This is a genomic window from Mesorhizobium sp. HAY1-8B, from assembly GCF_056868045.1.
The window spans coordinates 3,301,209-3,325,280 of sequence record NZ_CP200321.1; the positions used below are offsets into that span (position 1 = coordinate 3,301,209).

The following is a 24,072-nucleotide window of genomic DNA, read 5'->3' on the forward strand; positions in this document are numbered from 1 at the left end:
AGGCACTGCGTAATCTCGACATTGTTCCTGCCCAATTTGCGGACGGCCCGCCAATTGTCCCGGGAATCATATGTTGCAGATATCACCCGCGCCGTTCCGCTCGATCCTGGTCATTCAAACGAAGTTCATAGGCGACATCGTCCTCGCCTCGGCGCTCGCCAGGAACCTGCAACTCGAATTCCCCGGCGCCAGGATCGTGTTCCTCTGCGAAGCGCAGTTCGAAAGCTTCGTGGTTACGCATGGTATCGCCTCGGAAGTGGTCACGTTCAGGCGATCCCGCATGCGCGGCACCGCGCTGGAGCGTGGAAAAGAGCTCTATGCCATGGTGCGGGCCCTGCGCGGCTTCCGCTTTGACCTGACGATCGACCTGACCGATTCAAAGACCTCGCGCATCATCAGCGGGTTCGTCAACGCCAAGACCCGCGTCGGCTACAATCCTCCCGAACGGCCTCTGAAGCTGCTGGAGCGGCAACCCGCCAATGTGTTTGCCAAGCCGTTCGGATTTGGCGGCCAGCATTTTGTCTATCGCTATCTTTCGCCCGTTGAAGCGCTCGGCCTTGATCTGCGCGTGACGGTGCCAAGCATTCAGCCTCTGCCGTTCGAGATCCTGAAAGCCTTGGCGCTTCTGGGCAAGCGTGGTCTCAACCCAAACGGCTTCGTGGCGGTGCACGCGGGAGCGAGTTTCAAGGGCCGGCAATGGCAGCCCGAACGCTTTGCCGAGGCGATCGACGAAATTGCAATCGATACCGGATTGGGCGTCGTCTTGGTCGGAGGGCCGGAGGAGCAGGGGACCGCCGCGCGGATCATCGCCAGGACGGCGACGCCGGTCGTCGATCTTGTCGGGACGCTGTCGCTCGAGACCTTGTTGGCCGTCCTGAAGCAGGCGCGACTGTTTCTCGGCAACGAGAGCGGCCCGATGCATATGGCCGCGGCCGCGGGCACACCCGTTGTCGGCCTGTTCGGTATGACGAACCCGTCGCGCTGGGGGCCTCTCGGCGTGCCCAGCATCGCGCTTCGGCCGCCGATGCCGTGCGACTGCGTGGCCAAGGGCTTGTGCCGCCGGACCGACCCCCGCAAGGCATGCTGCGTCTGGCGCCTGGAGGTGAAGCCTGTCGTCGAGGCGGCGCGCGATCTTCTGGCGCGCACCGAGATGAAGCGGGAACGGGCCGTCTGAACGGCTGTCGTCGGATGGATCGTTCGCAAGCCCGGCGGTCAAATTGCCGCGCCAGGCATTTTTCTGCTACCCATCGTCCTGATTTCCGCCTTCATGCGGGTCTTGGGATGGCGGCTTGAAATCGCCCCATGGGAAATGTTCCAAAACAAAGGGCGGGTTGCCGTTTCCGTGAAACGGTGAACTGCTTCAGTCGGGAATTCGGTTTGATGCGTCTGCTGCAAAGACATCTCTGCATGATCGCCATATCGCTGGCGGCGATATCCAGCGCCCAAGCCGCGCCGCTTGTCGAGCCCACGCTGCACATCAAGCCCGCGGCAAGCGGAGCGGGCCGCGTTGCGCTCACGCTCGATGCCTGCGATGGCCAGACAGACACACGCATTCTCTCGGCGCTGGTGGAAAACAAGATACCGGCCACCATTTTTGTCACCGGCATCTGGCTGAAGCGCAACGCCGCGGCCGTCGAGATCATGCGGGCGCATCGCGACCTTTTCGAATTGGAAAATCACGGCGGGCGCCATGTTCCGGCGGTCGACACGCCGCAGAAGATCTATGGCATACGCAGCGCCGGCAGCCCGGATGCAGTGTTGACCGAGGTTGAGTCGGGGGCCGCGGCGCTTGCACGGACTGGTGAGCCCGCGCCGAAATGGTTCCGCGGCGCAACCGCCGAATACAGCCCCTCGGCGATCGCGATGATCCGCAAGCTCGGTTTCAAGATCGCCGGCTTCTCGATCAATGGCGATGGCGGCTCGCTGCTGGGCGCCAAGGAAACCGCCAAGCGCATCGCTGCGGCCAAGGACGGCGACGTCATCATCGCCCATATCAACCAGCCGACCCATGCCGCCGGCGAGGGCGTGGTGCAGGGCCTGCTGGCACTCAAGGACAAGGGCATGACCTTCGTGCGCCTGGACGATGCCGACGGTACCGGCAATCACGGCACCACCGACTGAGGGTGCATTCAGGTCGAAGTGCTCAGGCTGGCGTGGCCTCGACCGTGACCTTGCTGGCGTAGAACGCGCCGTGGTCGCGGATTTCGGTCATTTCGTCGAAAGGCCGCTCGTAAGCCCACATTGCATTCTGACCGGTTTCGCCGGCAGGCAGCACACTCCAATAGCTGGCATCGCCCTTGTAGGGGCAATGGGTCGAGTGTTCGGTAGCGCTCAGCTTGCCGAAATCGATGTCGGCGAACGGAATGTAGAAGGCGGCGGGGTAGGGAGCCTCCGTCAGCACCTTGGCCTTCGTGGACGACGCGATAACCGTACCGCCGGCGCGTACCGTAACGGTGCCTACATAGGGCTCGATGGTGATGATCTTGTCGGGATTGCGCTGGAAGCCGGGTGCCGGGTTGGCGATCTTGTCCATGCTGGTTCTCCTTGCCTGGCTCCCTAAGGTGTGGCGGGCACAGCCGTTGCGCAAGGTCCGTTTTCATCAAGAATACAGGCGCCAATCACCAAGGCGTGGCACGGCGCGTCGCGCTTTCGAGCGTCCGCCCCGGCTCAGGCAGCGGTTTTGAATGCGTCCATCAGTCCGGCATAGGCGGCCGCGATGCCCGCCACCGGGTTGCTGCTTCTCGAAACGGTTTCGACTTTCAGAGAGCCACCAACGGTTGGCAAGGTGAGCAGCAGGAACTGACGGTTGCCGCCATCGCCGACGGATGCCGCCGCGACGTGCTGGCCTTCGCCTTCGTTCTGGACGCACATCTTGAACAGCAGCGTGCCGCCGACCGCTTCGAGCGCGCCGCCGACAACTTCAACAAATTCGTCTTCGGAAACAGTCTTTTCGTCCGGCACCAGATCGGCCAGGCTTTCCGCAATTGTGCTCTCAAGGGCTTTGTCGTCGAGCTGCGCGTCCATGCGAACCTCTTTCAGTCGCCAATCGCCCCTTGCCCGTTAACGAAACTTAACGCCGACGATGGCCGGATTGTGGCGGATTTCCAAGTCATTTCGCCGGATAAGGCGCTGCGCCGCCGTGGTGATTTCGATCCTCCTGCCGTCTCGGTGGCACGATTGGCCCGGAGGAGGAAGCCCAAAACATGTCAAGATTCAACCGCTTGCCGTAGCGGCACGGGCGCGGAAATTCGTTCGCCGCGCAAGCGGGTGACTGGACAATCCGCCGGTTCGCTTCACAATGGTTCGAAGCTACGACGCAAAATGCGCGAGGGAGGAGGAGCGGAATGCTGGGGCTGATGCAGGAATGGCCGCTGCTGTGCCACAAGCTTATCGACAACGCCGAACGACAGCATGGAGTGCGCGAGATCGTGTCACGCTCGGTCGAGGGACCGATCGTGCGCACCACCTATGCCGACATCCATCGTCGTTCCCTCAAGGTCGCCCAGAGGCTGGAGCGTGACGGCTATGGGTTGGGCGACCGCATCGCCACGCTGGCCTGGAACACGGCGCGCCATATCGAGGCCTGGTATGGCATCATGGGCGTCGGCGCGATCTATCATACGCTCAACCCGCGCCTGTTTCCCGAGCAGATCGTCTGGATCATGAACCATGCCGAGGACAAGGCCGTCTTCGTCGACCTCACCTTCATACCGCTGCTTGAGAAGATCGCCGGTGCCGTCAAATCGCTGAAAAAGGTGATTGTGCTAACCGACAAGGCGCACATGCCGCAAACGACCCTGCCCAATGCCGTCGCCTATGAGGACTGGCTTGACGAGGTCGATGGCGATTTCGCCTGGAGGACCTTCGACGAAGGCACCGCCGCCGGTATGTGCTACACATCGGGCACGACAGGCGATCCCAAGGGCGTCGTCTACAGCCATCGCTCGAACGTGCTGCACGCCATGATCGCCGCCATGCCCGACGCAATGGGCCTGTCCTCACGCGACACCATCCTGCCTGTGGTGCCGATGTTCCACGCCAACGCCTGGGGCCTTGGCCAGAGCGCACCGATGATCGGCGCCAAGCTGGTCATGCCCGGCTGCAGGATGGACGGCGCCTCGATCTATGAATTGCTCGACACCGAGAAGGTGACCTTCAGTGCCGCCGTGCCGACCATCTGGATGATGCTGCTGCAATATCTGGAGGAGACCGGCAAGAAGCTGCCCTATCTGAACAAGGTCGTCATCGGCGGCTCGTCCTGCCCGCGTGCGATCATGACGAAGTTCCAGGACAATTACAACGTCCAGGTCATCCATGCCTGGGGCATGACCGAGATGTCGCCGCTCGGCACGCTGTGCACCTTGAAGCCGGAATATGCAGCCCTGGAGGGGGAGGCCCGGCTCGACGTCAAGCAGAAACAGGGTTACCCGCCCTTCGGCGTCGAAATGAAGGTGACCGATGACGAGAACAATGCGCAACCCTGGGACGGCAAGACCTTCGGCCGGCTGAAGGTGCGTGGACCGGCCGTTGCCCGCGCCTACTACGGTGGCGCCGGTGCCGAGCAGTTCGATGAGGACGGCTGGTTCGACACCGGAGACGTCGCTCACATCGACGCTGGCGGCTACATGCAGATCACTGATCGAGCCAAGGACGTCATCAAGTCCGGCGGCGAGTGGATTTCGACTATCGATCTCGAGAATCTGGCCGTCGGCCATCCGGACGTTGCGGAGGCGGCGGCGATCGGCGTCCATCATTCGAAATGGGGCGAGCGGCCCTTGCTGGTCGTGGTCGCCAAGCCGGGGAGGGGATGTTGCGTGTTTCGGCTTCAAGCCGACGCGAAAAGGCACTAAACCTCCGTCCGGGTTGGGGCAGCGCAGAGAACAATGGTTAGCATTCCCGAACGGCGAACCTCGAAGGCTGCCGGCTGGTCGCGGCGCACGGCCGCATTTTCAGCGGTGCTTCTGCTGACCGATTTCGTCGGCCACCGCTTCGATCTCGTCGAAACCCCGGTGTTCCTATGGGTGCTGGGCATCGTCGCGCTGCTCGCTGCGCTGGCGCTGTTGTTCGCCGCCTTTGCCTTTTCGCGACTATGGAAATTTGGTGATCACGGCGGCCGTGACCTGACCGTCGGCGCCTTGCTGGCCCTGCTGGTGCTCGTTCCCTACGGCGTTGCCGCCTACTGGGCGACGATCTATCCGCCGCTCAGGGACATCTCGACCGATTTCGATGATCCGCCCGCGCTCGATGTCAGCGACCGGACAAAGGACATGAACGTGCTCTCGCCGTCGACGCCGGGCGAACAGCGGCTGCAGACCGACAGCTACCCGCTGGTCACCGCGCGCAGCTACGACCTGCCATTCGAGACCATCGTCAATGCCGTCGAGACCGTGCTCGACCGGCGCGGCTGGGATCTTTCCGAACCCTATCCCGACCTCGCCGGGCAAAGCGATGTGACCATTACCGCTGTCGCCAAGGGTTTCGTGCTCGGCCTTCCCGCCGATGTGGCGATCCGCGTGACGGACGATGGCGATACGGTGATCGTCGACATGCGGTCGGCCTCGCGTTACGGTCGCTACGACCTTGGCGACAATGCCGCGCGCGTCACCGATTTCCTGGCGGAATTGGACCAGGAAGTCGCCGGCCAGGTCGGGGCGGCTCCGGCCGAGTAGTCTTTTCCGCCGATCCCATGCCTGCTGGGAGGGTAGGGCCCAGGGCAGGCCTATCGGGTCGGCGTGAAAATGCCGTCGATGGCGGGAGCCGCGTCCGTCGACACCACGCCACGCGCCACAAGATCCTCGAGATGGGCAAGCACCGACAGTCCGGCAGCACCATGCAGCCGCGGATCTGTATCCCGGTAGATCGCCTTGACCATGTCGGGAACCGTCCGGTCGCCGGCTCTGACCCGCTCCAGAATGGCCCGTTCGCGCATCTTGCGATGCGTCTTCAACCCGCGCATGAACGCGCGCGGCGCCGTTACCGGCCCGCCATGGCCTGGCAGCAGCATGCGGTCGTCGCGCTCGATCAGTCTGTCCAGCGATGCCATGTAGTCGGCCATCGCTCCGTCCGGCGGCGCGACGATGGACGTCGCCCACGCCATGACATGATCGGCCGAAAACAGGATGCCGGTTCCTTCCAGCGCGAATGCCGCGTGATTGGCGGTGTGGCCGGGGGTCAGAACCGTGCGGATCGCCCAGCCGTCGCCGGCGACCAACGTGCCGTCCGGCAGGGCGGTGTCGGGAACGAAAGCGGTGTCGGCGCTGGCGTCGAGTGCGTTGGTCTCGCCAACATGAAGTGGCCTTGCCGGCCGGTGAGGCCCCTGCGCCATCACCAAGGCACCGGTGCGCTGTTTCAACTGGGCCGCCAGCGGGGAATGGTCGCGATGCGTGTGGCTGACGAAGATATGGCTGACCGGCCTGCCGGCGATCACGTCGAGCAAGGCCTGAAGATGAGCGTCGTCATCGGGCCCGGGATCGATCACCGCCAGCGTGTCGCGCCCGACGACATAGCTGTTGGTGCCATGAAAAGTGAAGGGGCTGGGATTTCGGACCGTGACGCGCTGCACGTCCGGTGCCACGCTCACGCCCTGGCCGTAATGCGGATCGAAGCTGGTATCGAATTTGAGAGCCATATCGGCACATTGTTCCCGGAACGGCAAAACCGATTGCCGCATAGCACGCAAGCCAATATAGGAAAACGCTAGACCGCGATTATCGGATCGCGACAGATCGGATTGGGGAAGACCATGGCAACTGCAACGACGATGCGCCCGCTTGTTTCTCTGGCCTTGCCGCAGGATGGCGCGGCGCGACTGGCAACACAGCTTTTCCTGGCGATCGCCGGAACGCTGCTGCTGACCCTGTCGGCCAAGACCAGGGTCGTGCTCGGCCCCGTCGACATCTCGATGCAGACGCTCGCCGTCTTGCTGATCGCCGCCGCCTTCGGCATGCGCCTCGGCGTTGCCACGCTGCTGCTCTACATGGCGGAAGGCGCCATGGGCTTCCCGGTTTTCCAGGGCACGCCGGAGAAGGGCATCGGCATCGCCTACATGCTTGGCTCGACCGGCGGCTACCTCGCTGGCTTCGTGGTCATGGCGGCGATTGTCGGCTGGGCCGCGGATCGCGGTTGGGATCGCCATCCGATCAAGCTTTTCAACGCGATGCTGGTTGCCGAAGTGGTGATGATGGCGATGGGTTTCGCCTGGCTCGCGCTGCTGATCGGCCCGGAAAAGTCCTGGCAGTTCGGCGTCGTGCCGTTCATCGTCGGCGACCTGATCAAGGTTGCGCTCGCGGCAAGCCTTGTGCCGGCCGTGTGGTCGCTGCTCAAGCGCTCCTGAGGTCTGTCGAAAGCTTGGCGTGCCATAGACGTCAGGGCTCCATTCCCGAGGACGGGCGCTTCTGATGAAGGTTCTGGTCACCGGCGTCGCCGGCTTCATAGGCTATCATGTCGCCAGGCGGCTCATCGAGCGCGGCGACGAGGTTGTCGGTATCGACAGCGTCAACGACTACTACGATCCGGCGATCAAGCAGGCGCGGCTGCGGCTGCTTGCCGAGGCAAGCCGAAGCACCAATGCCGGCTATCATTTCATCCATGGCAATCTTGCCGACAGGGGCATCGTGGACGGCTGCTTTGCCGACCACGCCTTTGACCGGGTGATCCACCTCGCCGCCCAGGCCGGGGTCCGCTACAGCCTTGAAAACCCGCGCGCCTATGTCGAAAGCAACATCATCGCCTTCACCAACATGCTGGAGGCCTGCCGCGGCGGCGGCATAACGCACTTGACCTACGCCAGCACCTCGAGCGTTTACGGCGCCAACACCGACATGCCGTTCTCCGAGCACCGCCCGGCCGATCATCCGCTGCAGTTCTACGCCGCGACCAAGCGCGCCAACGAGTTGATGGCTCACAGCTACAGCCATCTGTTCGGGCTGCCGACCACCGGGCTGCGTTTCTTCACCGTGTACGGCCCCTGGGGGCGTCCCGACATGGCGCTGTTCCTGTTCACCAGGAGCATCCTGGCCGGCGAGCCGATCAAGCTGTTCAACAATGGCAACCACACGCGCGACTTCACCTATGTCGATGACATCGCCGAAGGGGTGATCCGAACCAGCGACAGCCCTGCCGCCGGCAACCCCGCCTGGGATTCCAGCCATCCGGATCCGGCAACGAGCAGTGCGCCCTGGCGCATCTTCAACATCGGCAACAACAATCCGGTGAAGCTGACCGCCTATGTCGAGGCGCTGGAAAACGCGCTTGGCCGCAAGGCCATCATCGAGCTCTTGCCGCTGCAGGCGGGGGACCTGCTCGATACGTTCGCCGACATTTCAGCATTGCAGGAGGCGGTCGGATACCGCCCCGGTACCTCCGTGTCGGAAGGGGTAGGGCGATTCGTCGAGTGGTATCTGGCGTATTTTGGTAACGACTCTGCGGTAAAAGCGGGCGCTGGCAGCAGCTTTTTCAGGGTGTAGTATGGCTCCCACTGCCGCCGAGGGGATTTGGGCATGTCAGGGAGAGCTTCTTGAAAGGAATTATCCTTGCGGGAGGTAGTGGAACACGCCTTTATCCGCTGACGTTGGCAGTCTCCAAACAAATTCTTCCGGTATACGACAAGCCGATGATCTATTATCCGCTGAGCGTATTGATGCTCGCGGATATCAGGGAGATCCTGGTTATTTCGACGCCGCGAGACCTGCCCGTTTTTCGTGATTTACTCGGCGACGGATCGGAGTTCGGGCTGGATATCTCCTATGCGGAGCAGCCGCACCCCAATGGGCTTGCGGAAGCTTTCATCATCGGCCGCGAGTTCATCGGCAAAGACAGTGTGTCGATGATCCTGGGCGACAATATCTATTTCGGCGATGGGCTGTCGCAGCTTTGCCGCACCGCCGCTTCGCGCGACACGGGCGCTTCGGTTTTCGCCTACCGCGTGGATGATCCTGAACGGTATGGCGTCGTATCCTTCGACAAGGTCACCGGAACCGCGCTCACGATCGAGGAAAAGCCGCAAAAGCCGAAATCCAACTGGGCTGTTACAGGGCTGTATTTCTACGACAACACTGTTGTCGACATCGCCTCGTCCATTCGTCCTTCGGCCCGCGGCGAGCTGGAAATCACGGCGGTCAACAACGCCTATCTCGACCGCGGCCTGCTGCATGTGCACCGATTGGGACGCGGCTATGCCTGGCTCGACACCGGGACCCATGACAGTCTGAACGACGCGTCTTCCTTCGTGCGCACGATCGAACATCGACAGGGCATCAAGGTCGCTTGCCCTGAGGAGATCGCCTTCGAGCAGGGTTGGCTGACGGCAGAGCAAGTGCTGCAGCGCGCAACCCGGCTGGGAAAAAATGAATATGCCGCCTATCTGCGCCGGCGTGTCGCCGATCTGTCGGAGGGCTAGGCGTTGGAGATCAGGTCCCTCGGCATTGAAGGCGTACTGGAAATTGTTCCAAAGCGGCACGGCGATGCGCGCGGTTTCTTCATGGAAACCTACAATGCCGAGCGGTTTGCGCAGGCTGGAATAAAATTGCTTTTCGTGCAGGACAACCATTCCTATTCGGCCGAGGCAGGCGTCTTGCGCGGGCTCCATTACCAGCTTGCGCCCCGAGCGCAGGACAAGTTGCTGCGCGTTGTACGCGGCCGGATTCTGGACGTTTGTGTCGACATTCGCCGCAGTTCGAAAACCTTCGGAAAATGGATCGGCCACGAGATTTCGGCCGAAAAGGGTAACCAGATCCTGGTGCCCAAGGGCTTTGCCCATGGCTTCCTGACCCTCGTGCCCGACACCGAGGTCCTCTACAAGGTGACCGACACCTATTCGCCTGAGCACGACCGGTCTATCCGCTTTGACGATCCCGCGATCGGCGTCGAATGGCCTTCGGTGGCCAGCGGGTTCCAGCTTTCGGACAAGGACCGCAAGGCGCCGATGCTCGCCGACACCGAGGTGTTTGCCTGATGAGGACAGCAGCATGAATTTTCTGGTGACAGGCGGGGCCGGCTTCATCGGTTCGGCGGTGTGCCGGCATCTGTGCGCCAATCCGGCCTACCGCGTGACCAATCTCGACAAGCTGACCTATGCCGGCAACCTGGCTTCGCTGCGGCCGATCGAAAACGCGCATAATTATCGCTTCGTCCATGGCGATATCGGCGATGAGAGGACAGTGCTCGATCTCCTGCGCCGTGACGATATCGACATCGTCATGAACCTCGCCGCCGAGAGCCATGTCGACCGCTCGATCGACGGACCGGGCGCCTTCATCGAGACCAACATTGTCGGCACCTACCGGGTCCTCAATGCGGCGCTCGAATATTGGCGTGGCCTTGCCGATGACAGGAAGGGCCGCTTCCGATTCCACCATGTCTCGACCGACGAGGTGTTCGGCGATCTGCCTTTCGATGGCGGCATGTTCGTCGAGGAGACGCCTTACGCACCGTCCTCGCCCTATTCCGCCTCGAAGGCGGCTTCGGACCATCTGGTGCGGGCCTGGCACGAGACCTACGGCCTGCCGGTCGTGCTTTCCAATTGTTCGAACAATTACGGCCCCTATCATTTTCCCGAAAAACTGATCCCGCTGGTCATCCTCAACGCGCTCGACGAAAAGCCGCTGCCTGTCTATGGCGCCGGCGCCAACGTGCGCGACTGGCTGTTCGTCGAGGATCATGCGCGGGCCCTGGAACTCGTCGCGACGAGAGGGCATCCGGGCGAGAGCTACAATGTCGGCGGCAATTCGGAACGGACGAACCTCGCCGTCGTTGAGACGATCTGCGACCTGCTCGACATCAGGCGTCCCCGGGCCGGCGGCAAGCGCTATCGCGAACTGATTTCCTTCGTCACCGACCGCCCCGGCCATGATCGCCGCTACGCCATCGATGCCTCCAAGATCGGCCGTGAACTCGGCTGGACGCCGACCGAGAATTTCGACAGCGGCCTGGCCAGAACCGTGGATTGGTTCCTCGAAAATAAATGGTGGTGGGGGCCGATCCGCGAGCAGCGCTATGCCGGAGAAAGACTGGGCGAAGCGCGCAAGGCTGGCGCGTGAGGCTCGTCGTCACCGGACGTGACGGCCAGGTCGCGGCAAGCCTGCTGGAGGCTGGCCAAGGAAAGGCCGGCATGGAGGTCGTCGCCATCGGCCGCCCGGAACTCGACCTGGCAAGACCCGAGACCATCATCGACGCCATTGCGGCTGCGAAGCCGGATATCGTGGTGTCGGCCGCCGCCTACACGGCGGTAGATCAGGCCGAGGACGAGCCCGACCTCGCCTTTGCGGTCAACGCGACCGGCGCCGGCAAGGTGGCTGAGGCGGCGGCTCGGCTCGGCGCTCCCCTCATCCACCTTTCGACCGACTATGTCTTCGACGGCAGCGCTACCCACGCCTATGTCGAGACCGACGCGACGGCGCCCCTCGGCGTCTACGGCGCCTCCAAGCTCGCTGGCGAACAGGCGGTGGCCGCCGCCGGCCCGCGCCACCTTATTCTGCGCACCGCCTGGGTCTACAGCCCGTTCGGCAGGAATTTCGTGAAAACCATGCTGCGGCTGGCCGCCGACCGCGACGAGATTTCGGTGGTGGCCGATCAATGGGGAAATCCCACCTCCGCGCTCGATGTGGCCGACGCCATCTTGCATGCGGCGGTGGTGCTGCATGGCGACAAGAGCGTCGGCGCGTTCGGCACCTATCATCTGGCCGGCACCGGCGAGACCAACTGGAGCGGCTTTGCCCGTCACATCCTGGACACCAGCCGAGCGTCCGGCGGTGCCTGGGCGCAAGTGCGCGACATTGCCAGCAAGGACTATCCGACCAAGGCGCGGCGCCCCGCCAATTCGCGGCTGTCGAGCGCGAAGTTCGCTGATGTATTCGGGTGGAGCGCGCCTGACTGGCGGCAGGCGACGGAGGCGGTGGTCCGTCGGCTCCAAAGCGGGCAGGCCCCGGCCGGATGACCAAGCGTCCTTGAGGGCGGCTCGCTGCGTTTCACAAGCCGTGCCTTGCAGCGGCACTCAACGTCGACGGCTGTCGAGCTGGCGATAGAGATCGGCGTAAGCCTTTCCCATCCTGTCCGATGTAAAGAGGCTGGCATAGCGATCTCGGGCGGCTCGCCCCCATTTCGCGGCTTCGCCAGGCGAATCGACGAGCCGGCTGATCGCTTCGGCAAGCCGTGCTGGATCGGAAGGCGGAACGACCAGCCCGGTTTCGCCGGCCTTGTTCACATAACTGGTTCCCGTTCCGATCTCGCATGAAATCATCGGCTTGCCGCACATTGCCGCCTCGACCAGCGATAGCCCATAAGCTTCCGACCTCTGGTTCGAAGGAAAAACGAACCCGAGGCAGCTGTGGAGGAGCGCCATTTTGTGCGACTCCGAAACCTCGCCCAGGAAAATCACATTGTCGCGCCGCAACGTCCTGGCCTGCAGCTTGAGTTGCTGCTCGATCGGTCCCGAGCCGGCAATGACAATCTTGCATCGAACCCTGTCCGCGGCCTCGATCAGCACATCGAGTCCCTTGTAGTAGCGCAGAACGCCGACGAACAGGACGAAGGGCTCCGCCACCGCCGACTGGCACCAGATGGTGTCGGATTCGGTCGGCGCGGGGTAAGCGGTTTCGTCGATGCCGATGGGAATGATCGTCGATTTGGCCTTGAAGACTTTGAGGACAGGGCTCGATCCCAGATAGTCCGGGGATGTCGCAACGATCGTGTCCACGTCCTTCAGGAAACGCAGCATCAGCGGTCGATAGAAAGGCAGTATCAGCCTCTGTTTGACGATGTCGGAATGATAGGTGACGACCGCCGGTTTGCCGTGACGGGAATGAAAATGCACTATATCCATCAATGGCCATGGAAAATGGTAGTGCAGCAGGTCGGCCTTCCCGGCGAGTTCCGCGAATTTCCGAAAAGCCGAGCGCGAGAATCCGGTCGAGGCGAGTTCGAAATCGAGCTTGGCCTTATGGGCCATATGGCCGTCAAACCATTGGGTGTTCTCAGCCGGAGTGGGGCTCAATGACAGCACGTCCGTTTCGATGCCGTGGCTCGCGGTGCTTCGGGCAATGGCCTGTATCGTGCGCTCCACGCCGCCGAACGAATCCGGCCAATAGGTCTTGAAGAAGTGCAGGACTTTCAAACGCGGGCCTTCCGTCTTTGCTCGATGGCCTGTTCAAAAATCCGCAGCATGCTCTTGGCGTGGTTTTCCCAGGTGAAGCGTCCGGCATTCCTTTTCGCGCCCGCGGCGATGCCGTTTCGGAATTCCGCATCGACGCACAACCGGTGGAATGCAGCGGCGATTGCCTCGGGGTCGTTCGGGTCGACGAGGACGGCATTGTCGCCCGCCACCTCAGGCATTGACGACGTGTTCGAGGTCAGCGCCGGCTTGCCGAAAGACTGTGCCTCGACGATCGGAAAACCGAACCCCTCGTAGAGAGATGGCATCGCCAGAAACAGGCAATTCGCATAAAGCGTGGCGAGCGTCATGTCGTCGACGAATCCGGTAAACTTGATGTTCGCCTCCAGCCCGCCGGCGCGCACCTTATCGGCAAGGCCCGTCTGTTTCCACCCTGTGCCGCCGACGATGACCAGATCGCAGCCGGACCGGGTATCGGCCGGCAGCAAACCGTAGGCCTCAATCAGATTGCCGAGGTTCTTCCGGGGCTCGACCGTGCCGACAAAGAGCGCGTAGGGCTTGCCGATGCCGAGCGGCCGCAGGCTCGAAACATCGCCGGGGGCCGGCAGGGCGACCGTGCCGGGGTGGACCGTGCTGACCGGCGATTTCAGCCAGGGGAATTCGGCCGTCAAGACGGTGGCCGTGGCTGTCGAATCGGCAACCACGGCGTCGGCGGTCCGCAGCGCGGGCTTCATCAGCAGGCGGTCGCCCACCCAGGTCCGGGTCCGCATGGTCCGCGCGGCGTGCAGCCAGACGAGGTCGTGAATCGTCACCACCCGAGCGATGTCGCCGCCCAGCACAAAGGGCAGGCGGTGCGATGGTCCCCAGAACACCTCCACGCGGTCGCGCCGGACCAAGGAAGGCAACACGGCCTGGCCCCAGAACGTGCGGGCGACAGGCCCCTTGAAGTTGGCGACCCGCACGCAAACGCCAGGCGGAAGGTCGTAATCCGGATTGATCCTGCCAGGGGCATAGACGACCACATCGGCGCCGAGAGCCGCCAATGCCTTCACGGCATTGTGGACGAACCGGCCGATCCCGTCGGTAGCCGATCCGAGATTCCTGCCATCGATCCCGATCCTCAAGCTTGTCTCCGGAAATGAACTGGGCAAAGGATTCCGGACATTTTTACGATATACCCGGAAGCAAATCTTCGAAGTGTGGTCAGGCGACGAGCATCATGAAGTAACGCTAATATACATTCCGTCGACTCCGTGGTTCGAGATGGGAAAGATCATCTTTACCGGGGAAACCGCTTGCGCCTCAGCATGAGGATGGTAGATGCACGGATCATGAGGCCCCCAATTCGAGAGCAAAGCCCCTGCCAAAACTGATCATCCAGATTCCTTGCTATAACGAAGCCGAAACGCTCGCGATAGCGCTGAATGATCTGCCGCGAACCGTTGCCGGTTTCGACAGCGTCGAATGGTTGATCATCGACGACGGAAGCACCGACGCCACGGCCAGGGTCGCGGAGGAAAATGGCGTCGACCACGTCATACGCCACACCAGCAATCGTGGCCTTGCCTACGCCTTCATGACCGGCATCGAAGCCGGCCTCGCGCGAGGCGCCGATGTCATCGTCAACACCGATGCCGACAACCAATACAACGCGGCCGATCTGCCTGCACTTACCAAGCCGGTTCTTGAGGGACGCGCGGACATGGTCATCGGCGCTCGGCCGATATCGGAGATTGAGCACTTCTCGCCATTGAAGAAGCTGCTGCAGAAGCTCGGCAGCTGGGTGGTTCGCGTCAGCAGCGGCACGGATGTGCAGGATGCCCCGAGCGGATTCCGCGCGATCTCGCGCAACGCTGCCCAGCGTCTGGTCGTCTTCAACAACTACACCTACACGCTGGAAACCATCATCCAGGCCGGCCGCAAGAACATGCGCGTGGTCTCGGTGCCGATCCGCGTCAACGGCGATCTGCGACCGTCGCGGCTGGTCAAGAGCATTCCTTCGTATCTCAAGCGCTCGATCTTCACCATCGTGCGCATCTTCGTCATCTACCAGCCGGCCCGGTTCTTCGGCGCGATCGCAGCCGTCCTTTTCGGCCTCGGTTTCCTGCTCGGCCTGCGCTTCCTCTATTTCTACCTTGTCGATGCAAGCAGCGGTCACGTCCAGTCGGTGGTCCTGGCGGGCGTGCTGATGTCAATGGGCTTCCAGGCACTTCTGGTTGCCTTCCTGGCCGATGTGATCGCGGCCAACCGCAAGCTTCTCGAAGACATCAGATATACGCAGCGCGCGACGCAAGGAGAAATCAAGCGACCACAGCCGAAGCGGCAGGAAAGCAGACTGGGCGAATGAAGGTAGCTGGCGGAAAGGCAGAGGACGGTGTTGTCATAGGTAACACCTATGACAAATACGGTACGCGAAATCCTATCGCCCGCCGGATGGTCACCGGCTTCGACGATGCTCTGTCCAGCTTGGTGACAAAGGCGAACCCCGCTACCATTCACGAGGTCGGATGCGGAGAGGGCTATTGGGTCATGCGGTGGCTTGGCCAAGCCATTGATGCGCGGGGCACCGATTTCTCCACCCAGGTTATCGGCATGGCAAAGGAGAACGCCCGCGGACGCGGCATGGACCCCGGTCGTTTCGCGGTCCGCAGCATTTATGAAGTGACGCCGGAACGCGATAGCGCGGATCTCATTGTCTGTTGCGAGGTGATGGAGCATCTGGAAGACCCGCAAAAGGCTTTGCAGGCGCTGCAGCGCGTTGCAGGATCGGACCTGATCCTCAGTGTTCCTCGCGAACCGCTCTGGCGGGCACTTAATCTTGCGCGCGGGAAATACATTTCGGCCTTGGGAAATACGCCTGGTCATCTGCAGCACTGGTCACAGCGCGGCTTCGTCTCGCTCGTCTCCCAGTTTTTCGAGGTGGTTGAAGTCCTGTCGCCATTGCCTTGGACCATGCTGCATTGTCGTTCTATAAAGAGGCAACGATGAAGACATTTGTCCTTACATGGGAGGCTGGTCGAACCCGCATCTGTTTGGGCTCGGAATGACATTCAAGGGGTAGAAATTGGCTGATCAAGCGACTGAGGGAGTGCTTTCCCCATTCTTGAAACGGCAGCGAATTTTCGCTGTTAGAGAGTACATGAAAGGCCGTGTTTTGGACGTTGGATGCGGCAATGGTTCCTTGGCGGAGTATGTTGACAGCCGGAACTACGTGGGAATTGACCTGGACCCGGTTTCGATCGCGGCTGCCAGAAAGAACTTTCCTTCGCATAAATTTCTCCAAACGGAACATCTGGCCACCGAGCTCTTCGACACTGTTGCTGCTTTGGCGGTAATCGAGCACGTAAAGGACCCGCAGGCCTTCTTGGCCGCTTTGAAGTCAAACTTAGCGCACGTGCCGGCGGCACGAATTGTATGTACGACGCCCCATCCCTCTATGAGCTGGGTTCATTGGATGGGCTCACGAATCGGTATCTTTAGCCGAAGCGCGAACGAAGAACATGAAGGTCTACTCGACAAGAAGAAAATAATTGATGTCGGGCGCGCTGCAGGTTTAAAAATGGTCAATTATCGACGTTTTCTCTTCGGTGGGAATCAGATTTTTTCGTTCACACATGATGATGTATAATAAGACAAGAGAATTACTATTAAATAATGCCAAGTTTTTTGGAATTTTTATCGCGGTAATTTCTATAATATTTATTTGCAATAGATTGTATATATACAAAGGACAGATAGAGTTTAGAAATTTTGATAAAGTTCAGGTGATTTTATTCGTATTTATTTCAATTCTGTCTGGGGCGTCGAATATCTTACTCGCCGCAGGTTGGCATAGGATTCTCGATCGCGTCGGAGCCCGGCGGTCATTAAGGTGGGCGGTGTGGGTCTACGCCACTTCACAACTGGCGAAATATGTCCCGGGCAATGTTTTCCAATTTGTCGGCCGGCAGGCGTTGGGGATGGCAGCTGGGGTGGCTAGTACCTCCTTGGTCAAGTCGTTTTTCTTGGAATTGCTGATCATTGCAGGATGCACTCTTTTTTTATTCCTCTCGTTTTACCGATCGTTTTTCCGGATATCGGCGTGACTCTCAGCTTGTCTCTGTTTTTGGCTACTGCGGTAGCGCTTCTATTGCTGACGAGGCGGGTGCTCGGACATGCCCTAGCCAAGTCGGCAGCGTTTTACGCCTTATACTTGGCTGTTACGGGTACAATCTTCGTCGCCGCCTACGGCCTGGCTGCTGGCTCTGCCGACTTCGCTCTCTATCCGGCAATAGCCGGCGCCTATGTAATCGCTTGGCTTGCGGGACTCGCGACCCCAGGCGCGCCGGCCGGCCTGGGTATCAGAGAAGCCGTTCTGCTCTTCCTCCTTGGCGGGCTTAGCCCTGGCCCGGTTATTCTCTTGGCTGTGGTGATCGGGCGCGCGATCACTGTTCTGGGCGACCTTCTCTTTTTTGCCGGCGGGCAGGTTGCTGGTCGAGTTTATGGGATTAACAATGCAGATTGAAGACACGTCCGGCCGCGGCGTTTGCAACGGCGTTACGCTAAAATCAGAATGTTTCGCAATCGCGTGCATTTTCTTTGTCATATCGACGAGTTACTTCTTTCTTAACGTTAAGTTCTCCGGGCCGATATTCTTGGATGATGAGGTCGGCTATCTTAGTTATGCTGCGTTCTTGACAGGTGACAAAATTGACGCTGCAAGCAGCTACCATTTCGGTTACTCTCTTTTTCTGATCCCTGCCTTTTTGATGTTCGACTCTCCGACACTAATTTGGAAAGCAATTGTCGCAACAAACTCAATATTATTTGGAGCGGCCTTCTCTTTTATATACATAGTAATTTATAGTATAGAAAAAAATCGATTTATTTCTGTGGTATCCGTAATTATAACGGCATGTTACCCGGCATTCCCCAGCATTTCTGGGTTTTCTTTTTCGCAGCCGGCGTCAGTTTTCCTATTTTCTCTGTCGATCTATCTTCTGGCGCCCTGTGAACGAAAACCTATATGGGTTTTTGCTATCTTCGGTTTTGTCGTTGGGCTGGCTTATTGGGTGCACCCCACGGCAATTGTAGTGGCATGTGCTGCCATTTTAGCTCTGATCACTGGTGCCATCCTGGATAGGAGGCTTGTGTTCCCCACAGTCCTGGCTAGCGCTGTGATTGTAGCAATGGTTATTTTATATCAGTTTGGGCTGGCTCCACTCATAAAAGATGCCATGACTCCGGACGACCTGACTGTCCATGAACATTACCCTTCTGCGAGCGCCGTATTATCGGTTCTAAAGAATCCGCCACAAATACTAGAAGTCATTGTCCGCTGTCTTGGTACCATAAGCTATTTCACAGTGGCGACTGGTGGACTGTTTATTTTGGGCTTGGCCTTCCTTTTGAGCCAACTGGTTCCCGGTGCTCCAAGATCGTCGGTTCAACTCAGCCCATTGGCGGTCTATGTGTTGATCTCAATCGCCGGAATCGCCAGCCTCGGCTCTGTTGGGTTTACATTCGCGCAGCTTAACTGGGCAAGCTATTGGTTTTATGGGCGCTACTGCGAAGCCGTCGTGCCAATCATTGTCGCGTTAGGTGTCTCCGGTGCCCGATCCCGCTCGTCGTGGATTCTGGGACTATCGTTAGGTCTGCCGGCGCTCTTTGCGGTTTTCATCAAGTACGTTTATGCGATCGAATCCTCCACCGTCTTTATAAATATCTCGGCGTTTTGGCCCTCTGTGGTGTTTCCGGCGGCAGAACCCTTTGTGTGGTTCCTGTTTGGAGCCGTGTTTTGCGGTCTCTGCTTCGCCGCTGGCCGCTGGCAGTCGTTGGTCCTGATATCCGTGGTATTCTGCATTTCCGTCAGCAGTCAGATTTCCAAACACAGCGCTTTCGAGGCCGAATTCGGTGACTCGACGGCGCTGCAGGATGTCGTGAGAGCTAATTTCGCACCTGGGACGTGCATTGCGTTTGACGAAATTGGCCCTGTGGACCTTCCCAGCGAGCAACGGGAACGGCTTAATCTCTACCTGTTTCATCTCCATGACTACGAGATAGTTCGCATGACCTCAGACGCATGGTTGTCCAGTTGCAGCGGACCTTTTTTCACATTCAATGAGGCTGCCTTGGCAGATCGCAGTGATCGTGTTGCTGTGCTCAAAGAGGCCAAGACCGGCCTCTATATGGTGGTAAAGCCGAATATTGAAATCACCATACCTAACGTAGATGACGCAAGTATCGTGGTCGGAGGACCAGACCCAAATTGCCGTCAGCCACTATGCAGATACCTCCGATCGGTCGACGGCTCGCTGTCTACCCAGGTTGGAACGCTGATTTCTGGGAAGATGACGACAACAGGTCAGGAGGGTTTTCTTCTATATGGTCCATATCTGACCTTGGGAGCCGGAAATTACAAGCTCTCGGTTATCGGGCACGTGAAGGCAGCAAGTGGCGCGTGGGTCGATGTTACTTCGAGCGCTGGCACTGTCACGCACGGACATTTTGAAATCGTCAAAACTGAACAAGAGGTAGTAGCGCAGGGCTTCTTTTCTTTGACTGATCAAACTCCCGGCGTTGAATTGAGGACCTTTGCAACCAAAGACAGTGACTTTAGTATATCAGGATATCGTCTCGAAAAGATGGAGCGGCCCTAATGTCTAGAGGTCGCTTTCGATCGTGGTCGTATTGAGAGAGCTATAGATCACGCAATCGCCCGCTTCCGCCAATCAGTGAGTTTGCGCTGTGCACTTATGCCTTGAGAATTATCTCACGCAGACTGCGATCGCCTGAATCGTTTGAGAAGATCGATGGTGTGGCGATCGTGCTCGTAATCGGCAGGAGCCATTGTATGACGAGCTCAAAAATGTCTGGAGGAAGCAACCCGAAAAATGGTTAGCAACAGGATCGAGTTCGCCAACTCGCTACGTGGTTTTGCTGCGTTGGCTGTTGCCTTTGGCCATCTGGCAGCGTTGTTCTGGCTGCTTAGAGACGTCGTCTCTCATTACACCGGGATTCCGGCTATGGCGGCGCCTCACCCGATACCAGTATTCACAAAAATCGCGATGGGGTCGGGGATCAATCTTGGGGCTTTTGGGGTTGCAATTTTTTTTCTGATCAGCGGGATGGTGATCCCAATATCGCTTACGAGAAGTTCTTCACTCCGATTCCTTGCTGCTCGAGCAATGAGGTTGTTTCCGACCTATGCTGCGTGCTTCACTGTTGTACTATGCGTAATCAGGGTCGGAACTTGGTATTTCAAAGCGCCTTGGCCATTTGAAGTCAGAGACATTGCATTCCATTTTGTGCCTGGCCTGCGAGCCGTTGCCAACACCCGCGACATTGATTCCGTAGTTTGGACGCTCGAGGTTGAGGTATATTTTTACGTTATTTGCGCTCTGGCTGGCTGCCTTTTCAGGCAGCGCTCGATGTTGCTTTTCTTGATTCCTGTAGTCTTGGCGCTGATGGCGTCATTGCGTTCGTTTCTTCCTGATGTATTTCTGATATCAAGGGCCCCATATCTGACGTTCATGTTCATTGGGGTATGCTTCTACTTTTTACACGTCAAACAAATGTCGGTGCTCCAAGCTGTCGCAATCTTCTCTATTGCTATTGGTTCAACTGTCGCCGCGTGGTTCAGTGTTCTAGGAGGGCATTTCCTGTTCGAGGTGGGCAGAGCATATCTCTTGGGGGCGGCAGTTTTCTCTTTCAGTTTCCGGTTTCCGGAGTTGGTGCCTAAAGGCAGGGTTGCCCGCTTCATGGCCGATATCAGCTATCCATTTTATCTCGTTCATGCTGTCCCCGGGTACGTGGTGATGCGGATCACAATGGACAATGGGGCCCCTAGAACAGCAGCGCTTGCTGCGGCTTTTGCCCTGGCGATTTCCACAGCCACGGTGATTCACTATTTGGTCGAAATCCCAACGCGCCGACTTAGTGGCAAGATCCAATCGGGAAACCCGGCTAATATCCGATCTGGGGAAACTTCTACATCCGGCCTTGTACCGCAGAAATGACTGTGGTTGGACCAAAGGAAAATACGGCGCGTATGAAACATGGCAGCCAGATATTACGCAACCGCCCGTTCTCTCCAATCGGCGAGCTTGTGTCCTAAGCTGACGCCTTGGGCCTTCCAACCCTGAACAATCTCATTCCTGCGCTCATGCTCGCCTGATGCCGACGAGACTGCACCCACCAGAACATCTCCGCTGCGAACGTCTACGATCCCGTCCTCCTCCAACGTTATCGGACATCCCAACATCGAGAACGTATAGTCACGCGCATATCGGAAGAGGCCAATTTCGGAATCAAAGAAGATCGTTTCGACCCGGCGATCTCGGTTGGGGGCTAGAAGAAGGTCCCGGATGGTCGCGATGATCTCCGCCTTCCGATCAAAACCGCCGCCGGTAACAAGTTCAGAGATATCGATCAGCAGGTGCGGTAGTCTCGCTTTCCGATGGACGGTCTTGTCTACACATTCGGCAAAAGTTACGAGGTCTTCCTCGTCACGTGGCGCTTCCGACAATGCAGCCACTGCGCCGAGCAAATCCTGGGTTTTCACCCTCGCGTAAACGGCTTCGATAAAGTCGGAATACATATCCGCGCACAGCCGAGGCGAATGGCGCGCTGCGGCATAGTCTTGTGCCTGTGTTGCGAGTGTCTCGCGCAACTCCGAGTCTGAATGAAGACGCTCCAACGCGCCGGAAAGTGCCTTGTCTGAGAAAATATCATCAAGCTGGACCGCCACATTGGCGTCGATCTCGGCCATCGACCCGTTAGCGTTGATGATCGTCGCCAAGCCGGCGTTAAGGCAATCAAGAACCGCAGCCGAAGTTTCGCCCCGCGAATCCGCTCGCAGCTGAACGGCGACGTCGGCGGCAGCAAGGTAGTACAGATATGTCTCCTCGTTGACCCATCCGGTGATTTCCGCGCGCCGCCTCTTCTGCTTTTTCTCAAGACGCGCAGCATATTCTGGCCAGCCATTTTCGCCTACAAATATCAACTTGCAGCGTTTGTCCTTATACAGCGCAGAAGCCGACCACGCATCCATCAAGCGATGGTTGAGCTTTGTCGGTGCCAGTATGCCGAAACTGCAGACGACAAAAGCGTCAGCGTCAATTCCCAGCTTTTTTCGAGCATCTTCCTTCGTGGGCAACTGCGAAGGAGCGCGGGCCAGCGGGATGGTTTGCATATCAATTTCTGATTCTCCTCCATAGTAGTCTCGAACAAGCCTGGCGGAATAGGTTGAGTGCACAATCAGCCCTGATGCGTTCTCAACTGTCCTTTGACTGCACGGATATTTCTGAATCGCATCGACATTGGTTCGCAGTCGCTCCCAAACGGCGAGATACCCATGTGAGAAAAACAGTTCTCGGTTCCAGGCATTGTCTACTCCTGCGTGAACTTGCCGATGGGCATGCAAGCCGCTTAGGAAAAAATCGTGAAGGACGACGACGCCTGGGAATTGCTCCAGTAGGCCAATCATATGCTCGTGAAACATGGAATTGCCGAAGTGATACAGGATCCGATCATAGGACGATGCGTGTTTTTCAAACCATTGCACACTCCGAACCGGAACGTTCGCCTGCACCCATGTGTTGGAAACTGTCTTTTGCGCAACGATCACATCGATGTCGTAGTGTCTCGCCAACTCAGGAAGCAGTTCCACACTGAAGCCGGCAATACCGCTCCTTTCGGGTGGAAGCGGCGAGAAATACGCGAGCTTCGGCCTGGTTTTTTCATTCTGCCGGTGAGTTTGCCTGTTGGTTGAACAATGCAGTTCCTCAATCGCATCCAAGGCACGCGCTGCCGTGGCTTCCCACGAAAACAACCCAGCTCTCCGAGTGCCATTTTCGACCAGCTTGGAACGAAAATCATCGTCTGAAAGCGCCTCCATCAATTTGTCGGAGATAGAGTTGACGGAGTTGGGATTGAACATCGCCTTATCCCAACCGATCACCTCGGGAATGCTCGACGTGTTTGAGCCAATCACCGCCGCACCGCACCGCATCGCCTCTACTACGGGGAGACCGAAACCTTCATAGGTAGATGAGAAAGTAAACAAAGAGCACATATTGTAAAGCCCAATGAGATCCTCCTCCGGAACATATCCGGTGAGCAGGAGCTCGTCTCTATCCAGATCGAGGCTGGAAGCAAGATGAGAAAGTGTTGCCCTGCTGTCGTCTTGAATACTGCAGACGATGGCCAGCTGATAGGCTTTTCTGATATCGATGGGAAGCTTTGCAAAAGCCCGTATCAGGCCTTCGATGTTTTTCCGATAGTCAATTCCGCCAGTATACATAACAAAAGGTCTGACTAGGCCGTATTTTTTCTTGATACGATCGATTTCGATATCTGAAAGGTCCAACGCTCTAAAAGATTCATCAACCGCGCTCGATACGTTTACGACTTTGTCCGGCGGCAGCGACAACCATCTCACCGCATCATTTCGAGTTGCCTCGGAAATTGCCAGCCATGCGTCTGCGCGCCGCAAATGGTCGAGCTTCTTTTCGTACCACATCTCAATGGTTCGGTTCTGCAGATATGGAAAACGATGCAGATAGGGGATCAGATCGAAAAGGATGACAGCTGTGGGGATACGTGTGGTAAGTTCCCCAATGCTTGTAACGGCGCTGCTGTCGAGCCCTTCGAACAGACTTGTGACAAGCAAGACGTCCGGCCGCAGATTCGCCAGGAACGCCTCGCGGAGCATTTCCGCTGATCGCCGGAGCCAAGGATTATCATCGAATAGATCTGATACTTTCTTAGGTGTATGCCAGACCTTGATGTTTTCATGCGGTAATTGTCCCGCTAGCGTTGAGCGAATATCCAAGACTAGCTCGGTATCTGCACCATTCAACGCGAGCAGGATCTCATGATCTTGAGCATTCCTGATCAAAGCGTGCGTGAGCGCCAGCGTGTAACGCCCAATCCCGCGCTTGGCACTTGAGCCCTGGGCTCCCTGCATATCGATGACGATGCGCATT

21 protein-coding genes and 1 pseudogene are annotated in these 24,072 nt (G+C 58.6%); 16 read left to right on the forward strand and 6 right to left on the reverse strand.

The window, feature by feature from the left end; genetic code table 11:
- Window positions 1–70 precede the first annotated feature (70 nt).
- Both AC1VON_RS15465 and AC1VON_RS15470 read left to right on the forward strand, forming a co-directional pair.
- On the forward strand, window positions 71–1,174 hold the full coding sequence (locus AC1VON_RS15465; RefSeq protein ID WP_483124114.1) for a glycosyltransferase family 9 protein: 1,104 nt from the start codon (window positions 71–73) through the stop codon (window positions 1,172–1,174).
- A gap of 206 nt (window positions 1,175–1,380) precedes the next feature.
- Window positions 1,381–2,121 carry a polysaccharide deacetylase family protein gene (locus tag AC1VON_RS15470; protein WP_172351348.1) on the forward strand — a complete coding sequence of 247 codons (741 nt, stop codon included), beginning with the start codon at window positions 1,381–1,383 and terminating at the stop codon, window positions 2,119–2,121.
- Between the two features lie 22 nt (window positions 2,122–2,143).
- Here the strand turns inward: AC1VON_RS15470 and AC1VON_RS15475 are convergent, their stop codons facing one another.
- Both AC1VON_RS15475 and AC1VON_RS15480 read right to left on the reverse strand, forming a co-directional pair.
- Window positions 2,144–2,533 carry a DUF427 domain-containing protein gene (locus AC1VON_RS15475; protein ID WP_483124115.1) on the reverse strand — a complete coding sequence of 130 codons (390 nt, stop codon included), beginning with the start codon at window positions 2,531–2,533 and terminating at the stop codon, window positions 2,144–2,146.
- Between the two features lie 134 nt (window positions 2,534–2,667).
- The gene (locus AC1VON_RS15480) at window positions 2,668–3,024 is read right to left on the reverse strand and encodes a hypothetical protein (RefSeq protein ID WP_140768824.1); all 357 of its coding nucleotides are present in this window, start codon (window positions 3,022–3,024) and stop codon (window positions 2,668–2,670) included.
- 320 nt (window positions 3,025–3,344) lie between these two features.
- Here AC1VON_RS15480 and AC1VON_RS15485 point away from each other — a divergent pair.
- Window positions 3,345–4,805 (forward strand): annotated as a pseudogene (locus AC1VON_RS15485) (long-chain-fatty-acid--CoA ligase); the annotation flags it as partial.
- 78 nt (window positions 4,806–4,883) lie between these two features.
- Window positions 4,884–5,669, forward strand: a complete 786-nt coding sequence (locus AC1VON_RS15490) for a DUF1499 domain-containing protein (RefSeq protein WP_172351345.1) — start codon at window positions 4,884–4,886, stop codon at window positions 5,667–5,669.
- A 50-nt stretch (window positions 5,670–5,719) separates the two neighbouring features.
- Here the strand turns inward: AC1VON_RS15490 and AC1VON_RS15495 are convergent, their stop codons facing one another.
- Entirely contained in the window at window positions 5,720–6,628 is a 909-nt protein-coding gene (locus AC1VON_RS15495) for an MBL fold metallo-hydrolase (protein WP_483124116.1), read from the reverse strand.
- Between the two features lie 114 nt (window positions 6,629–6,742).
- Between AC1VON_RS15495 and AC1VON_RS15500 the strand changes: the two genes are divergently transcribed.
- The 6 genes from AC1VON_RS15500 to rfbD all read left to right on the forward strand — a co-directional run bounded on the left by AC1VON_RS15500 (window position 6,743) and on the right by rfbD (window position 11,932).
- Window positions 6,743–7,333, forward strand: coding sequence for a biotin transporter BioY (locus AC1VON_RS15500; protein WP_172351343.1), 591 nt, complete (start codon window positions 6,743–6,745; stop codon window positions 7,331–7,333).
- Window positions 7,334–7,397: 64 nt separating this feature from the next.
- Entirely contained in the window at window positions 7,398–8,465 is a 1,068-nt protein-coding gene (locus tag AC1VON_RS15505; RefSeq protein WP_483124117.1) for an NAD-dependent epimerase, read from the forward strand.
- 50 nt (window positions 8,466–8,515) lie between these two features.
- Complete coding sequence (rfbA, locus tag AC1VON_RS15510) at window positions 8,516–9,397, forward strand: glucose-1-phosphate thymidylyltransferase RfbA (RefSeq protein WP_172351341.1); 882 nt, start codon at window positions 8,516–8,518, stop codon at window positions 9,395–9,397.
- A gap of 3 nt (window positions 9,398–9,400) precedes the next feature.
- Window positions 9,401–9,952: a dTDP-4-dehydrorhamnose 3,5-epimerase gene (gene rfbC / locus AC1VON_RS15515; RefSeq protein WP_172351340.1), complete on the forward strand. Its 552-nt coding sequence runs from the start codon at window positions 9,401–9,403 to the stop codon at window positions 9,950–9,952.
- A 13-nt stretch (window positions 9,953–9,965) separates the two neighbouring features.
- Complete coding sequence (gene rfbB, locus AC1VON_RS15520; protein ID WP_483124118.1) at window positions 9,966–11,036, forward strand: dTDP-glucose 4,6-dehydratase; 1,071 nt, start codon at window positions 9,966–9,968, stop codon at window positions 11,034–11,036.
- Complete coding sequence (rfbD, locus tag AC1VON_RS15525; RefSeq protein WP_483124119.1) at window positions 11,033–11,932, forward strand: dTDP-4-dehydrorhamnose reductase; 900 nt, start codon at window positions 11,033–11,035, stop codon at window positions 11,930–11,932. The genes rfbB and rfbD overlap by 4 nt, the downstream gene beginning before the upstream one ends.
- A 57-nt stretch (window positions 11,933–11,989) precedes the next feature.
- Here rfbD and AC1VON_RS15530 read toward each other — a convergent pair whose 3' ends face one another.
- Window positions 11,990–13,108: a glycosyltransferase gene (locus AC1VON_RS15530; protein WP_483124120.1), complete on the reverse strand. Its 1,119-nt coding sequence runs from the start codon at window positions 13,106–13,108 to the stop codon at window positions 11,990–11,992.
- On the reverse strand, window positions 13,105–14,229 hold the full coding sequence (locus AC1VON_RS15535) for a glycosyltransferase family 4 protein (protein ID WP_483124121.1): 1,125 nt from the start codon (window positions 14,227–14,229) through the stop codon (window positions 13,105–13,107). Before AC1VON_RS15535 ends, AC1VON_RS15530 begins: the two co-directional genes overlap by 4 nt.
- A 305-nt stretch (window positions 14,230–14,534) precedes the next feature.
- Here AC1VON_RS15535 and AC1VON_RS15540 point away from each other — a divergent pair, with 305 nt between their 5' ends.
- The 6 genes from AC1VON_RS15540 to AC1VON_RS15565 all read left to right on the forward strand — a co-directional run bounded on the left by AC1VON_RS15540 (window position 14,535) and on the right by AC1VON_RS15565 (window position 21,102).
- Window positions 14,535–15,452, forward strand: coding sequence for a glycosyltransferase family 2 protein (locus tag AC1VON_RS15540; RefSeq protein WP_483126336.1), 918 nt, complete (start codon window positions 14,535–14,537; stop codon window positions 15,450–15,452).
- Window positions 15,449–16,093, forward strand: a complete 645-nt coding sequence (locus AC1VON_RS15545) for a class I SAM-dependent methyltransferase (protein WP_483124122.1) — start codon at window positions 15,449–15,451, stop codon at window positions 16,091–16,093. Before AC1VON_RS15540 ends, AC1VON_RS15545 begins: the two co-directional genes overlap by 4 nt.
- A 151-nt stretch (window positions 16,094–16,244) precedes the next feature.
- A complete protein-coding gene (locus AC1VON_RS15550) occupies window positions 16,245–16,733 on the forward strand; it encodes a class I SAM-dependent methyltransferase (protein ID WP_483124123.1) in 489 nt (162 codons plus the stop codon).
- 399 nt (window positions 16,734–17,132) lie between these two features.
- The gene (locus AC1VON_RS15555) at window positions 17,133–17,609 is read left to right on the forward strand and encodes a hypothetical protein (protein WP_483124124.1); all 477 of its coding nucleotides are present in this window, start codon (window positions 17,133–17,135) and stop codon (window positions 17,607–17,609) included.
- Window positions 17,599–19,743 (forward strand): hypothetical protein, encoded by a 2,145-nt coding sequence (locus AC1VON_RS15560; RefSeq protein ID WP_483124125.1) that lies wholly within the window; start codon window positions 17,599–17,601, stop codon window positions 19,741–19,743. The genes AC1VON_RS15555 and AC1VON_RS15560 overlap by 11 nt, the downstream gene beginning before the upstream one ends.
- 234 nt (window positions 19,744–19,977) lie before the next feature.
- Window positions 19,978–21,102 (forward strand): acyltransferase family protein, encoded by a 1,125-nt coding sequence (locus tag AC1VON_RS15565; protein WP_483124126.1) that lies wholly within the window; start codon window positions 19,978–19,980, stop codon window positions 21,100–21,102.
- A 53-nt stretch (window positions 21,103–21,155) separates the two neighbouring features.
- On the opposite strand, the gene AC1VON_RS15570 is transcribed toward AC1VON_RS15565, so the two are convergent.
- The gene (locus AC1VON_RS15570; protein WP_483124127.1) at window positions 21,156–24,071 is read right to left on the reverse strand and encodes a glycosyltransferase; all 2,916 of its coding nucleotides are present in this window, start codon (window positions 24,069–24,071) and stop codon (window positions 21,156–21,158) included.
- Window position 24,072 lies beyond the last annotated feature (1 nt).